Origin of the sequence: Leptolyngbya sp. AN02str (assembly GCF_050565595.1) — a bacterium.
Taxonomy (GTDB): domain Bacteria; phylum Cyanobacteriota; class Cyanobacteriia; order Elainellales; family Elainellaceae; genus Kaiparowitsia.
In genome coordinates this window covers 29,610-43,433 of sequence record NZ_JBNXVR010000005.1, presented here as the reverse complement: position 1 = coordinate 43,433, position 13,824 = coordinate 29,610, and the positions used below count along the sequence as shown (strand labels likewise).

Sequence of the window (13,824 nt, the reverse complement as noted above, 5' to 3'; positions counted from 1 at the left end):
GCTAGCTCTCCATCAGCGCTTCGAGCTTGTGATCCGGATAGGTGCGACTCATCACCCAGGTTCTGGCGCGAATGGTGACAGACCACTCTGTTGAATCGTCAACAGGCTCGATCGATTCAACACGACAGGGCTTTCCAGCAAATTGACCCGCCTTCAAAGCCACCGTTTCACCGATAGAAAACGGTGGTGTTGAATTGCTTGTTGAATTGCTTGTTGAATTGCTGTTGAATTGCTGTTGAATTCGAAAACCCTTGTCATCACTGGGTTCTAGCGATTTATTCAACAAATCCCCAGGTGTGGGGGGTAAAAGGTGATCATTTTTTTGATCACCTTTTGGCGAAATGATCACTTTTTCGGAAGAAGACGGGGAAAAATTATTTTGTTGAATTGACACTCTATCGCTGTCGGTGTCTGGATTTGAGCAATTCAACACGGAATTCAACTGTTGAATCTGTTGAATTGACTTTCTCACGTAAACAGCGGCTTGCCTATCGCCTCGCTTTTCAACAAGGTCATCGCACTGCAAACGCTTCAAAACCTCATATAGAGAGCGTTTCGGCAAATTTGTCGCCTCTGCAATCTGATTCAACTGGGCACTACCGACTTGGTTTAGGTAATTCAACACGCGATCTTTTTGGCTCAAATCAACATCAGGGCCAAGCCAATTACCGAGCAAACGCCATTCAAGCGTGTTTGCATCCAACAAAACTTGCAAATCGAGCTTGCCCCAACCGTTTTCAACACATAGGCGATAGTTGCGCTCATCTGCGGCCAAAACCAACGTGCCTCGGCATGTTGCGCGAATCGCGCTAGAGCCTCTGATGGTGTCGAACACATCCACATCACCGATGGTGTTGATTTGCACTTTGCCCGTGTGGTGAACGAGTAGCCCGGTGCATCGTTGCCGCTTGCACATTTCTTGCAATGGCTCTAGCAGTTGGCTCATTTCGGCTGATGACTCGCTGATGGAGCTATCGCGAATGCGGCTCAACGTGTCGAATACGACGAGCCGCGCGCCCAACTCCTCTACCAGTTCCTCCAAATACTCCAGCTCTGTGAGCTTGAATTTATCGAGCCAATAGACGGGCATCCCCTGTTCCCAGCCCTGTTTCATCTCGCGTTCTTTGGTTTTGGTGTCGCTGTCTTCGCAGCGAATGTAGATAACAGCGCCCTGGCTGGCTGGCCGTCCCAAAAACCTGCCCCCGGTGGCCACGGCTTTGGCCAGCGTGAGGGCCAATAGCGATTTACCTGCCCGTGGGCTGGCTGCCAATAGAAACAGCTCGTCAGCGGTCAAAATGTCGTCTACCAGCCAATCGGTGTAATCGGGTGCTTTGGCCAGCATGTCATCGTTACTCACCAGCCGCGATCGCAACGGGTTATCACTTTTGCGCTCTGCCCAGGTCTCTGCCGCAGCTGCGGCAGTGGTGAACTGTGGGAACAGGCCAGCGGCGATCGCGTTCGACACATCCCACCCATTCGCGGCCTGGTCGTTGCTGGGAACGGTGGCCACCTTGCACCGTTTTTTCAACTCGGCTTGCACTTTGGTTGCACCCTTCCGCCCCGGTTCATCCAGGTCGTAGAAGACAACCACCTCCCCGCGCAGCTGCTCCAGGTGTTCAGATGGAGGAATGTTGCCAGCTCCACAGGTAAAGCAGCTCACCTGTATGTCATTTTTCAGCTCAGAATTACGTACAGCCCAACCCAACATAATGGCATCCCATTCGCCTTCACATAGCCATGTTTGGGTTGGTGTGTCGGGTTTGTGGGTGGTGTAGACGGTTGCCGGGATGCCGTACTGTGACCATGCCTGATACCCATCCGGGCGATCGCCGTCGGGCATCCATGGAGCAATGCGTTTTTTCTGGTAAAAAGCAGTGCCGTCAACGTTGGGGATGCTAATCGCAATTGCAGGGAGATGAGTGTACTTGCTGGCCTTGGTGGTGTCACCCACACGGGCTCTCACAACGCCAAGCCGGTAATGCTCAATCATGGCTGCACTAATGCCGCGATCGGTAAGCCACCGTAGAGCGTGGGTGCTTTGGGTCAACAGTTTCTCGGTTGCAGCCTTCACTTTTTGTGGACTGACGAGCACGTTGGCAACCGGAGCTGCCAGCTCCGCCCTGGCCTCAGCGGTTGGAGCTGGCAATGTGTGGCGGCTGGTGTCGCCCAATGCATCTCGAATTTGTTGTGGTGTGCAGCCGCGAAAGCACTTGTAAGCACCATTCTCTAGAACTGATAGACTCTTTCTGCGTCTGCCTTCGGGGTCACAGTGGGGGCACTGTGCTTTACGTTGCTGGTTGAATTCAACGTGTTTCCTGATATCGAACGTTTCCATCTGTAGGTCTAAGTAGGTTTGCAAAAAGAAAGGGGGAGCGATTGGTTAGATCGCTCCCCCTGTTTTGTTCGTTAGCTTGTCGGTCGGAACCTTTTCCAGAACTTCGTTGCCGCCCTTCCCCTGAGAACTTTTTGAGAGCGATCGGCGTACTCAATGACGACGGTTGCCTCTATGCCGAGTTTTTTGGGGTTGGGTGGCCACAGTACGGCTGAGATGATTTGCCTCGGGTCAATATCTGTTGATAGACTTTGCATAGTTCAAGTGTTTTATGAATAGTCCTGGGCGGGGAATCTCTTGGGTGAGGGATTCCCCGTTTTGCTAGCGGTTTAATACTCGTCTTCGTAGTCCTCTTCGTAGTCCTCTTCGTCTATCTCGCCATCTATTACCCCTGAGTCTTCGGTGGCAGAGGGCAATAGGTTAGTGAACTGGGGAAAGTTGGGTGCATCTGGCTTGATGCCCTGCGCGCGCAAAAACTCAGCGGCCTGATCCCATTTCTGTTGATAATCCTCAAGCTTTCTTTTAAGTTCAGAAACCATGTCCTGAAGCCTATAGCGCTTGGTGTCTAGTTCCTGGGCGTTTTCCCCACAAAGCGTCACAACCCGCCCACGAAGATGCTCAATCACCTCCTCTGGCGAATCGCCTTCATCCAGGTCGGCTCGCATAGAGATGCGTTCGTTGCTGTAGTTGCCAAGGTTGGCAAGCCGAGAGTAATAGACTTTCGTGATTTTCATGACTGATAAGATTGAGTGAATTACTTGTGGCGGGGAATCCCTTGGGTGAGGGGTTCCCCGTTTTGCTGTGTGGATGTGGCTCTGTTCTGGGGAATGGAGCAAAGCCCAGAACATCACCAAAGTTTTCAAATCACCGGAATTCACCTCCTTTAGAGAGAAAGGCTGAGTCAGAGCATCGTGACTTAACAGATTGCCTATGCAATGTGCCAAGTGAAGGCAGATCATTGGATATGCACCGTGAGAAGACACCCATCTGCAACACGGTGCTACTGTCCACCCACAAGAAGTAGGTCTAGTTAACTTTACCTCAAATATTTTGAGGTTAAAACAGATCTACCTCAAAAACTTGTGGCTCAAATGTTTTGAGGTAAGATGAGGGATGAACCTAATAAGGACTCTGTGTTCGTGCAATTGCGTCAACAGTTGGGATTAACTCAGAAGCAAGTTGCAGGCGCTCTAGGTGTTTCAGAGCAAACCGTTAGGAACTGGGAACAGGGTAAAACCACCCCACAGCTAACGATTCCTCAAACCAAAAAGCTCTGCGAATTGCTTGGCTTGCCTATAGACCAAATTCCCGATGATTTTGGCCCAATAAAAAACTCTGAGCTTTCGCCCAGAGCCACAACACAGAGTTGAATTGATTGTCTGAATAGTTTGTGAGTTGCAGGGCTGCAAGTTTGGCGACCGAAGCCCTGCAACTAACCCCCACTACTCAAAACGGAGGTCTTTTTCATTATGAATATGTTTGGTGCGCTTATTCTACTAAGCGCTGGTGTTGGCATAGCCACAGCGATAGATGATGCGATGGCCCGGTCATCCTTTCCCAGCTCGGCACCGTTGCCCGACATGGCGGCAGCTCTGCCCAGTGCGATCGGCGGTGGTGGTGCCGAGCCGTCCGTAACTTCGGACATTGAAAATCACGTACCGATAAGCCGAGTGGAATTGGAGCAATTGTTGACTGCTGGCGGTGGCCTGGATGGTGAAGGCAACTTTAACCAGCCGATTGCACTCACCTGGGGATACACACCCACCGCCCCCGTGGTGCGCATGCCCTTCGCCTGGGCACCCGATGAGGCAGCGCTAATTACGGTTCAAGATGGTGCATTTGTGGCGATCGATTTTGAAACGGGGGCTTATTAAATGCAAAGTGCAGATAAGAAGTCCTCTCCGGTACTGCTCATTTTGTTGGCTGTGGGTGCGATCGTGGTGCTGCCCACCATCACCCAAGCCCCCGCCCCCACCAACACATTCCCCATCGCACCAGATGAGGTCAACATCCCAGGTAAACAGGAAGTGCACGGGGCCACATCTGCCGCCCATTGCAAACAAATGGAGAGAACATTTAGACTACAGGGCAGAAACCTCCGCCTAACAAAAACTAAGCGCAATCCTTCAAACCTGGGCGGTGGTGTGCTAACGACCTTGTGCGTGTTTGAAGGCCCAGACGCACAATCCGCAACTTTTCAAGACAAACGTTACGAAACGGAGGCATGGTAATGCTCACAATCTGTCTGCCAATTAGTGAATCACTGCTTAATGGTGAAGAGAAAGCCGTTTGCATAGAGAACTATGCGGGTGCACCCATCTCAGATAGTGATTTGGTAGATATGGGGGGCGATCGCTTTTGGGAAGTCTTTGCCGTTGAAACCTACCAGCTGGACGATGAGCAGTTAGCCGTGGCCCTGGTCGTCCCCGAAGGTGAAGCCGCCTACGATGTTAGCGAGTGGACTCATAACATGTTGCGCGATGGTCACAAACTGTCGTTCTGTGTGCACCTCACCGAGCGTGGAACCGACATCAATCACGAATGGTTAATGCATGATGAACCGCCATCACAAACCATCACAACCTACGAACAGGTGGGCGACACTACCTTAATGAAGCCAGTGCGCGACGAGTGGAAAGTTTCATCCATGAAAGTGTTTCACCCCGTCGATAGCTCCTCACCCATATTTGATGCCGTCTACATCGCCCAAGTTGCCAAGCTTGAGCTAGTAGCCGCCTAAAGTTTCGCGCTCCTACGTTGCTAACCTCCACCCAGGCCACAAGCCTGGGTTTTTTAGTGCTCTCTTGGCTGGTCAGAGCCAATGTAGGTCCGCACCGTGCTTAGAGAAACCTTTAGCAACTTAGCGATTTCAAGCCGAGTTTTGCCCTCTGCGGCCAACCTTTTCATCTCGGCTCTAACATCTTTCGTCACCTTACGTGTGAATGGCATAGCGACGTGTCCGTTAATACTGCCTGTCCCCAGTTGTGCCCCATTCGTCCCCAGTTGTGCCCCATTGGGCCTGAATGGGAAATATTAGAAAAGCCCGGTGTTTCCGGGCTAAAAACTCTTCTAGCCCTAGTCTACCCATGCTGATTGCGCTCTCTGTCTTCTTTGTCGTTGGCATCGTTTTAGTATTTTTGCTAGCTAAAGAGATCGATAAACAAAAGCGTCCACACCTGTATCGAGGTGAAATTAAAAAAAGATTCTATTCAGAAACAAAACCTAAAAAGAAACCACGTAGAGCCAGCATTTCAGCAGAACATTACCAGCTCATTCAACTGCTGAATGGAGACCACCAAGCCGCCTATCGCCTCATCAAAGGTGTGCAGAAAAGGAACCCACGCGAGACCTATCAATGGTGTGCAGAAAAAGCACTATTCGACCTAGAAAGAGATAGATACTAGAGGGCTTTGTAATGTTTAAATCTGTTGTTAGGGGTTGCCAGCTCTGCATCTGGAACTACCTTGGCTTAGTCGTATTCGCGTATCTATTTTGGATAATTGAGATATTTGCCCTTACGCTTACGATTTCCGTTTTGATAGGGCAACCCATTCTTGAAGGGTTAGGAGTCGCTCTAATTTTTCACCTCATTGCGTTCGTTCTTTTATTGCTTGGTGCTGCTTGGTTCGCGCTCCTATTGGGAGTATGGCAAGTGTTCCTTAATCTATTGTGGTCTAGGCCACCCCAATGGTTGCGTGTGCAATGGAAACTATTTTTTTCGGATATTTGTATTTCAGTTGTGGCGGTGCTACCTATTGTCTTTGCCTTCTTTAGCCAAGCAAATTTGACCACTTGGCAGTATACAGAGACAGATGCACAGGCCGGAGAGATGCTAGCCCAACTTTTTATTGATGAATCTTTACCTTTCATTGAAAAATCTTGGTGGATTTGGCTTTTGACAGCTTTAATCTTGTGTTTTTACAGAGAGCAGAAACAAACAAACTAATATTTAATTAGCTGTTTCTCTCCCTACCAAAATGGTTGCATTTGTCACATCAGATCTTCCCCCCAACATCGTTACCGTTGAGCAGTTAACGTGTTGGGGTTTAACTGTTTTGAATGACCTAGCCGGAAACCTAACCTATGAGCCCGATATTGGTGTCGTAGATTTTGTGGCTCAGTGCTCACCCGTGCAAATCTACCGGGGGCCAAATGCTGGATGGCGGCTGGAAAGTCGAACATCATTCCCCATGGTTGGAGGGGAATGGCGCAGGACTGGAAAAATCTGGGCACAAGTTACCCCAATCATTGCAACTCCACTACCCGCAGCATATAGGGCCGCCTAATGGCAGGAGCAGGAGCACTGAGAGCGATTGGCCCTCTGTTGCGCAGAGGGATTCCCAAAGCCGCAACGAGGGCCGTTGGCAATCCGCCCATTGCGCCATCTGTCGCCACGGGTGGCGTTCCCCCTATGAGCGCCTTCACACAGCAATCTGCGATTAATTCGTTCCGCAATTCCTATCACGCAGCATCAGCCGTTCGCCCTCCTACACCCTCCCAGGCCAGGGCGATCGGCCAGCTTGAGAGAACCTTGGGGCAGCCGGCTGCGGTTCGCCCACCCATCAACCAAAGTGCAAGTGCCCCACGGACACAGGTCGGGGCACGGCAGAAATTGCAGCAAGCTTTCAATTCACCATCAGCACGTCGCCCTGGTGGCGTGCCCAGTAACCGGGGAGTAGGCGGTAGGCTCGCGGGTGCATCAGCTGCGGTCAAAAATCAGGCGGGTCGGTTGGGTCGTGCTGTTAGCCCCTACGTTGGCCCAGCGGTATCTGTGCTGGGTGCAATTTCAGGTGTCTCCGACATTGCCGATGCCTTTGGCCGCATTCGGCAGAATGTTGACAACATTTTGCAGATTCTCAACCCATCCAAAAGCTTTGAAGACGACTCAACACCCCAACCTTTACCGCTTCACCCTACAGGCGGCGTTCCCAACGGTAGCTATACGCTCCGCTTTTTCGACCCTTCCTACTTCTCGGCTGGTGTTTCTCTCGATTTTGAGCTGTTTGGCCCGGTCTCAAACTATCGAATCATTCCCCAGGTAGATGGGTACAACGTTTATGCTAGAGCCCGAAAAACTCCCGATGGAGTTTTAGAGGAAATCTGCCTAACGTGCCCGTTTACGGTGCCAAACCTGACGCCGCAAAATACGTTCTTTGACCTAATCAAGAACTTCCCAGAGCCCGATGCCCCCGTTCTAGACCCGAATGCACCGACGCCCCAACCCACCGTTGCACCGACCCCGGCAAACCCGTTCAACCCAATCCTCGTCCCGCAACTTTCACCCGTCTTTTTGCCATCTGCAACACCTGGGACTAGACCCGGCATAACCCCATTTTTTAATCCCAGCGGAGTTCCTTACCCAACTCAATTCCCAAACCTCACCCCGTTTGGCCGTCCATCCCCGTCAACCAAGCCGCGCATCAGCCCTGGATTACCGGGCGGCATTCCCCAGCTCATTGGTTCACCTAATAGCACCACATCGCGATCGTCCACACCCCAAACATCTACCAGCACGTTTCGAGGTGGAATCAACGAGGTTGGTACTAGCACCAACACTTGCAATCCTTGTCCAGATCCTTGCCCAGAGCCAACCGATTACACAGCTAGATTTGATGTTTTAGAGCGAAAGATTAATTTTCTAGATCGAAAGCTCAATGAAGTTTTAGACATCTTGAGATCTCAACGGCAATCCAACACAATTTCCTCTGAACTCGCATGGAAAAACCCTGAGAATTTACAAGATGAACGCATCCAATTTACTGGGGAAGGGTTGCAAGGCATTCACTTACAACTGAATGCAGTTCAAGAGCTACTAAAACAGCTTGCACATGCCGACTCTAGAGCTTGGAGAAGTTATCGAATTTTAGGTGGTGACGAGTGGTTTTTTGAAAGAGAGGAAGATGAGGTTAACCCTTATCGGGAATATCAGCCGGAACAATCGTTGTTTTACGAGCGATCAAAGCGTTTTTTGCGTGATGAGAATCCTGATGATCCGCTTGATAGAGGATATGAGGAAAACGCTGGCAGTTTGCCACTTTTCCTCATTCATCACCTCACTGTGTTGTATGACCGACTAGGCTTACATCGCTTCCCTGCTGAGGTTCCCGATTCCCTAACTTCAGAGGAAAACGACCCAGACACAGGCAATCCAAAACTTGCGAATATTGCAGATCAGGCGACTTTCCATGAGTGGCAATTGCGGCAATTAGATGCCATCTTGGGCGAGTTTCCCATCAAAATTAAATACAAAGATGGGGAAGGAAAAGACCAGCTTATTGACTTGCCAAACTTGGCAGAATCTCAAGCCGAAATCATCGGGTTATTGCTCAACGTTGCTGCTGATGCAGAGATTGGAACCCAGCTTGGTTTCAGCGCCACAACCGAGGCCATTAGAGCCAACATGAGCGCGACAAATTCGGCTGATTTTGCTCGCGCAATTGCCGATTATTTGGGCTTTAGATACAAGGAAACATCGCGGGATGTGAAACTCTCCATTACGCCCGGTGCGAACAATATTCGAGATTCGCTGAAACCGGGAACTCTAAAAGGGCAAAAGATAGAGTACGACGAAAAATCAGACTTTCAAGGTGATTTGAAGCGGCTAATTATTGGAACTGAAATCATTAAAGCTGCGTTCTATCGTCCGTTTCGAGGTTCAGATGACGAGTTGCCCGGTGAGGGCATTCGGAAGGACTTGGAAGTTGATCCGTCAGACGTTGAAACCGATAGCGATCGCAAATGGCGCGAGTTTCTTGAGCAATTGGAAAACCCGCAAGGCAGCTGGGCTCGCGATGCAGGGGCACCCAAGCCCGATCTGAGAAATATTCAGCCACGCGATCGCAAAGATGAAGAGTACCCACCCAACACCACAGGGAGCCGTTAACTATGCCGATTCCCGCTTGGGCCACCGGGGCTATATCTCTAACTCGAAGTGCATTGAAATCGCGCCAGGTGCGCACCTTTTTAGGTGAGCGCTCAATCGATATTTTCTCCTCACTGACGAGCCCAGAGCCACAGCCAGACAATAACGACGGGTCTATCATCCCATCGTTTCTCAATGGTGCTTGGAGCATCGCAAAGAGGCTGGGAGGATTTCTGCTAAAAGCGGCTAGCGCTGTAGGCGGGTGGCTACTGCGGAACTTTTGGGATTTGGTTGTTGATGCCTATTTCGAGATCATTAACTTCGACTTCAATCAGCTGGATAGTGACATTGAGCAACAAATCGAAGCGAACAACCTTCAAATCTTTGCAGCATTAGGGCAGTTCACCGGGTCTAGCGTAGTGTGGATTGCCTCTGCAGGGCTGGCAGCTGGTCTATCGATTAAGTTTCCCGTCATTGCTGGCAAAGTCTTTATGGCACTGGCAGAAGAGGGCTACGAAGAAATCAGAGGCCAACTGATGAGCCTCATTCAAGTTGCAGGCAATTCGGTCACTCGTAGTTTGGTTCTGGGTGGATTCCTTACCCTACGCCGAATGCGGTTGTTTGGGCTTGCCCCAGTAACGGAGCGGAGAGAACCCTGGACAATAGCTGAAGCAGTAGAGGAAAAAGTTCAAAGCATTCCTGATGCCAGATTACGAGTGTTTGTTGAAAACGCTTTAGAAGGGGCTGAAGAGGCGGTAATTGAAGCGGGCTATGTGGTTCAGTATGCGATTGACGATTACTATCAGGCCGCCAAATATGCCCAGCAAAGCCAGCTGGGTAAAGAGAGAGCCGTCAAAATCACCCCTAACGAGAATACCCCTGGTGAGTCTGTCATTCTGAGCGGAAAAGCCGAAATTCTTAAACCCCAAATTCAACAAATTTTGGGCACCCATCGGCTCATCCATAACCGCGATGTGGGTGCGATCGTGGGGCAACCTGCAGAAGATTGGTATCGAGCTGGTGTGCAGCGCCGGAAACTTACGATCGTTTTCAAATCTAAGAAAGAGCCACCTTGGAGGGGCACAAGTGGGGAGAGAGTTAAAACCTGCACTTACACCATCCCAGAGCCCAAACGTGGCCTAAATTGGCAGGAATTAAAGACCGCAGCGCGTCAATATGACTGGGGTAAGTACCGGGCAACCGCAAACCTCGATAACGGGCGACAAATGGCCGTTTATGGGGCATCCGAGGGAGAAGCTGAGCGAAAGCTTCGAGAGCTGCTGTTTCTCAGCACAGGGGAGTTAATAACTCTCAGCGTCACAGAGGAAAAGGATCGGAACATCGCCCTGAGAAAAGATACACAGCGCATGTATCCTGCCTTTGCAACTCTACTTGTTCGACGGCCCACAGCAAACTTAACGGGGAATACTGACCTAACAGGCCAGCGGTTTGAGGAAGAATCGATCCGCATTGACCTGTGGCCAGATACCGAACCGCCAGGATTTATCCCCACACTATGACCGAAGCTCCGCTTTACCGTCGTCTCAGCACTTGCAGCCGTCGCGCCATCGCTCGCACTCACAAGCGTTTTGGACATCCCTACATCTATCGCCCACGGGGAAACCTGCTGCAACGGCTCTCTCGCGAAACAGGCATGACCGTAGATCAGGTGTATCGACAATTGCTGAGAGAGCGAGAGGAGCTAATAAGGTCTCGCATCTAAACAGAGTGAACAATATTAAAATTTGTTATCTAAAAATCTATGTCTTAAAAACAAACCCATAGGGTTCAGTATCACAATCTAGGTGAATACCGGGGGTTGAAAGCCTTGCCGTGACTGAGATAGCGTTGCAGCAAATGACAGGAGTTTTCTCTTATGCCTGCTATCCAACCCACAGATTTGTTCCCCGGCTATGACCTTCTAGATGCCACTGACCCAGCCCCTTCCCAAGGAATTTTCATCCCCTTAGCGGACTTGTCCGGGCTAACAGCTGCTGAGGCAGATGCTGCAACTGGTGACGGTCGTAAGGTTGCCTATGAAGTGCTGCGGAAAGTTGAATCGTCCTTTACAGCAATTCCCACCGCTGATCGCCCAACTCGCATGAACGTTACTTTGGGAACTCCCACCGGGGTAAACGCCAACATTGTTCGGCGTAGCTATACCCTGACGTTCGATGTGTCTATTGGTGCCACCGATATGGCCGACGAAGCCTAGAAATAGGGTCGAATTAATCTCTAACCCTTAACTAGCGAGGCTTTCCGAAAATGGCTCAAAATGTTTACGATACTCGCCGACCAGTGTTTGTGACACCCTACACGGGCGCGGCGGTTAAATATGGGTTTCTAACGAATGTGGTTGCAGCCGTGAGCACTGCTTGCGGGCACACAGCCGTAGACGAAGCAAACCCGCCCGCAGGTTTGGTATTTGGGGCAAACTCACCCAAACCAGGCCGAGCAACGCGCCGACGCGCCGATGGCAACGACAGCTCGTATTACAGCATTGGCAGCGCTAGCGCACTCCGCACCGCAGGATACAGCCTGACTCGTCCCAGAATTCGACGCGGAACAGCGGGAAACAACTCGTTTCCCGTTTATGTGACGCTCGGAGGCATTAAGTATGCGTGGCGAATGCCCGTGCACACTTACTTGTCCCTCGGTGCCGATCGGGCCAATCTTGGCATTCAAGATGCGAGCGCATCTGATAACGACTTGGTTTGGGGTGCAAGGACTCCAAAACCGCCCAGAGGTTACAAGGTGGAGGCCGACAAGGTGATCAGCACCTTTATCGACCCACAGAAACTTGATGATCTGCCAGCGGGTTGGAGTGGTGTTGATAACGGGGTGATCTGATGGGGCTAATTTTGCCCGGTCACCCCTTGTTTGATGAGACGCTAGCCACTGCACTGCCACCAGATTGGCAGGCGGTGGCTAGCCGCATCAATCAAGCACCTATCTTTGTTGCCTCTGCAACTGATGGAATTTTGCGCCCTGCCACACCGGATGAGTTGACCGAATATCTCTACGGTGGGGAGTATGACGAGCGCCTGGACGCGCTCGAACCCGAAGAAAATGAGTTGGGAATATTTAGCGCTGCTGAATGTTGACTATCAATGGCAGCTGACACCCGAGACAACTAGCAAATTTTTTAAGCTGACCTGGCAACCCGCGATCGGCTATGACGTGTCAGGCCGTGCCCTAATTGGCCAAGCTTGGATTAATCAAAATGAGCCTGAGTTTTTCGGGATTCAGACGGCATACGGGAAGGATGAGGGCGATCTCTACTACTTGCCACCACCCAGGCAGTATCCAGAAAATCGACGGTTAGCCTTTCGGTTTCTCCCAGCTCCCTACTGGACTCGGCTTAATCATGTGCTGATTGAGCAATGGACTGGTGAAGATGATGAACCTGCCCAGAATGTTTTCAATGTCAGCGTTGAAGCTTTACCGATGGGCGATCGCCCAAGTGCTCAACTCGTTTCAAACACAAACGAGACAGTACAGCCAAACACTAATACGGTTTTAGCTGCAACCAATGGAGTGCAAGGCTACGGCGGAATTACAGGGGATGCACAGAACCCCAGCCGAATCGTGCTTGGAGCATCGGGTTTATATCTGGTAGGACTGCAAATAAACTACGTAGCCAATACAGTGGGCAACCGCGCTGGCTGGATAAGGCGCAACGGTTCAATCCTCAACCCAAACATAGAGATCGCTGCGTCAGCATCGCGCTATCTCTACGCTCAAACTTCGCTAGTTTGCAACGCTGGTGATTATCTAGAGTTGCTAACGTTCCAATCTGCCAGCGTTGCTCTTAGCTGCACATGGCGTATGTATACTTTCAAGGTTTCCTAAATGCTTGTTACCTTTGAGCTTGTGGGCTTGGTTGCCACGCTGATCGCGATTGTGGGTGCATTTGTTCGGGCTTTTATCTCGCTGCACAATCTGAAAAGCTCGTTAGACACTCGCGATCGTGAGCTGAGCTATCAACTGAAAGAGTTGAAAAAAGAACAAGACCACCATAAAGAATGGGTGTTGCAGCCATTGAAAGATTTGAAGCGAGAACAAGAGCACCATAAAGAATGGGTGTTGCTGACCTATAACGGACTGCAAGAGCGCATCGACCATGTGCAGTCTCGAACTAAGGCGGAAGAACTCAACATTTGGACTCGCCTGGGTGCGGTTGAGCAGTTCCTTAGCAAAACCACCCCGTTCGACGTGAGAAGCTCAGGTAAACCAGGGAATTAAATCACTATCACCCGGCACATTTAGGCCACATTTTAGGCAAATGCTTAGACCTATCCTCTGAAAGGATTGCATAACAGAACTTTCAAGTTTTGGGGGTGGTGATTCGAATTCCCCTGGGGGTACTCAAAGCCTAAAGCTAGGTAACGGTGTGAGAATCTTCTTCTCACACCGTTTGTGTTTGAAATCAGTAAATTCCTCCTGGCCCTATAAAATTCAGCACTCCGTACTGCTAACAGCGCCAACGCTCTCATCTTCAAAACTTCAGAAAAATAGACCTCTTGCACGAACAGCTTTTTGAGGTCTGAGCTGTTGCGAAACTCTGTCCTACAACGATTCCGCCAAGAAGTTTAATAAACTCAGAAACCGATCAAAGCGCCTGACGACT

Annotated in this window: 18 protein-coding genes; 15 read left to right on the top strand and 3 right to left on the bottom strand. The window is 50.5% G+C overall.

All coding sequences use genetic code 11. The features are described 5' to 3' along the window. Position 1: 1 nt before the first annotated feature. Positions 2–2,359, bottom strand: a complete 2,358-nt coding sequence (locus tag ACQ4M4_RS05255; protein ID WP_430683421.1) for an AAA family ATPase — start codon at positions 2,357–2,359, stop codon at positions 2–4. 302 nt (positions 2,360–2,661) lie between these two features. Continuing rightward, positions 2,662–3,066 carry a hypothetical protein gene (locus tag ACQ4M4_RS05250; protein ID WP_430683420.1) on the bottom strand — a complete coding sequence of 135 codons (405 nt, stop codon included), beginning with the start codon at positions 3,064–3,066 and terminating at the stop codon, positions 2,662–2,664. 372 nt (positions 3,067–3,438) lie between these two features. Between ACQ4M4_RS05250 and ACQ4M4_RS05245 the strand changes: the two genes are divergently transcribed. The 4 genes from ACQ4M4_RS05245 to ACQ4M4_RS05230 all read left to right on the top strand — a co-directional run bounded on the left by ACQ4M4_RS05245 (position 3,439) and on the right by ACQ4M4_RS05230 (position 5,072). Then, positions 3,439–3,702, top strand: a complete 264-nt coding sequence (locus ACQ4M4_RS05245; protein WP_430683419.1) for a helix-turn-helix transcriptional regulator — start codon at positions 3,439–3,441, stop codon at positions 3,700–3,702. A 168-nt stretch (positions 3,703–3,870) separates the two neighbouring features. Beyond that, positions 3,871–4,206 carry a hypothetical protein gene (locus ACQ4M4_RS05240; protein ID WP_430683418.1) on the top strand — a complete coding sequence of 112 codons (336 nt, stop codon included), beginning with the start codon at positions 3,871–3,873 and terminating at the stop codon, positions 4,204–4,206. Next, the gene (locus tag ACQ4M4_RS05235; protein ID WP_430683417.1) at positions 4,207–4,563 is read left to right on the top strand and encodes a hypothetical protein; all 357 of its coding nucleotides are present in this window, start codon (positions 4,207–4,209) and stop codon (positions 4,561–4,563) included. Further along, a complete protein-coding gene (locus ACQ4M4_RS05230; RefSeq protein WP_430683416.1) occupies positions 4,563–5,072 on the top strand; it encodes a hypothetical protein in 510 nt (169 codons plus the stop codon). The genes ACQ4M4_RS05235 and ACQ4M4_RS05230 overlap by 1 nt, the downstream gene beginning before the upstream one ends. A gap of 53 nt (positions 5,073–5,125) precedes the next feature. On the opposite strand, the gene ACQ4M4_RS05225 is transcribed toward ACQ4M4_RS05230, so the two are convergent. Further along, positions 5,126–5,281: a helix-turn-helix domain-containing protein gene (locus ACQ4M4_RS05225; protein ID WP_430683415.1), complete on the bottom strand. Its 156-nt coding sequence runs from the start codon at positions 5,279–5,281 to the stop codon at positions 5,126–5,128. A gap of 137 nt (positions 5,282–5,418) precedes the next feature. Between ACQ4M4_RS05225 and ACQ4M4_RS05220 the strand changes: the two genes are divergently transcribed. The 11 genes from ACQ4M4_RS05220 (at position 5,419) to ACQ4M4_RS05170 (ending at position 13,439) form a co-directional block, all read left to right on the top strand. Beyond that, complete coding sequence (locus ACQ4M4_RS05220; protein ID WP_430683414.1) at positions 5,419–5,736, top strand: hypothetical protein; 318 nt, start codon at positions 5,419–5,421, stop codon at positions 5,734–5,736. 11 nt (positions 5,737–5,747) lie between these two features. After that, positions 5,748–6,278, top strand: a complete 531-nt coding sequence (locus ACQ4M4_RS05215; protein ID WP_430683413.1) for a hypothetical protein — start codon at positions 5,748–5,750, stop codon at positions 6,276–6,278. Positions 6,279–6,309: 31 nt separating this feature from the next. Continuing rightward, a complete protein-coding gene (locus ACQ4M4_RS05210) occupies positions 6,310–6,618 on the top strand; it encodes a hypothetical protein (RefSeq protein ID WP_430683412.1) in 309 nt (102 codons plus the stop codon). Continuing rightward, complete coding sequence (locus ACQ4M4_RS05205) at positions 6,618–9,215, top strand: hypothetical protein (RefSeq protein WP_430683411.1); 2,598 nt, start codon at positions 6,618–6,620, stop codon at positions 9,213–9,215. Before ACQ4M4_RS05210 ends, ACQ4M4_RS05205 begins: the two co-directional genes overlap by 1 nt. A gap of 2 nt (positions 9,216–9,217) precedes the next feature. Beyond that, on the top strand, positions 9,218–10,714 hold the full coding sequence (locus ACQ4M4_RS05200) for a hypothetical protein (RefSeq protein ID WP_430683410.1): 1,497 nt from the start codon (positions 9,218–9,220) through the stop codon (positions 10,712–10,714). Further along, entirely contained in the window at positions 10,711–10,917 is a 207-nt protein-coding gene (locus ACQ4M4_RS05195) for a hypothetical protein (protein ID WP_430683409.1), read from the top strand. The genes ACQ4M4_RS05200 and ACQ4M4_RS05195 overlap by 4 nt, the downstream gene beginning before the upstream one ends. Positions 10,918–11,070: 153 nt before the next feature. Then, positions 11,071–11,409 (top strand): hypothetical protein, encoded by a 339-nt coding sequence (locus tag ACQ4M4_RS05190; RefSeq protein ID WP_430683408.1) that lies wholly within the window; start codon positions 11,071–11,073, stop codon positions 11,407–11,409. 50 nt (positions 11,410–11,459) lie between these two features. Next, positions 11,460–12,044, top strand: a complete 585-nt coding sequence (locus tag ACQ4M4_RS05185) for a hypothetical protein (RefSeq protein ID WP_430683407.1) — start codon at positions 11,460–11,462, stop codon at positions 12,042–12,044. After that, entirely contained in the window at positions 12,044–12,298 is a 255-nt protein-coding gene (locus ACQ4M4_RS05180) for a hypothetical protein (RefSeq protein WP_430683406.1), read from the top strand. The genes ACQ4M4_RS05185 and ACQ4M4_RS05180 overlap by 1 nt, the downstream gene beginning before the upstream one ends. Next, complete coding sequence (locus ACQ4M4_RS05175; RefSeq protein WP_430683405.1) at positions 12,264–13,046, top strand: hypothetical protein; 783 nt, start codon at positions 12,264–12,266, stop codon at positions 13,044–13,046. The genes ACQ4M4_RS05180 and ACQ4M4_RS05175 overlap by 35 nt, the downstream gene beginning before the upstream one ends. Then, on the top strand, positions 13,047–13,439 hold the full coding sequence (locus ACQ4M4_RS05170; protein ID WP_430683404.1) for a hypothetical protein: 393 nt from the start codon (positions 13,047–13,049) through the stop codon (positions 13,437–13,439). It begins immediately after the preceding gene. Positions 13,440–13,824 lie beyond the last annotated feature (385 nt).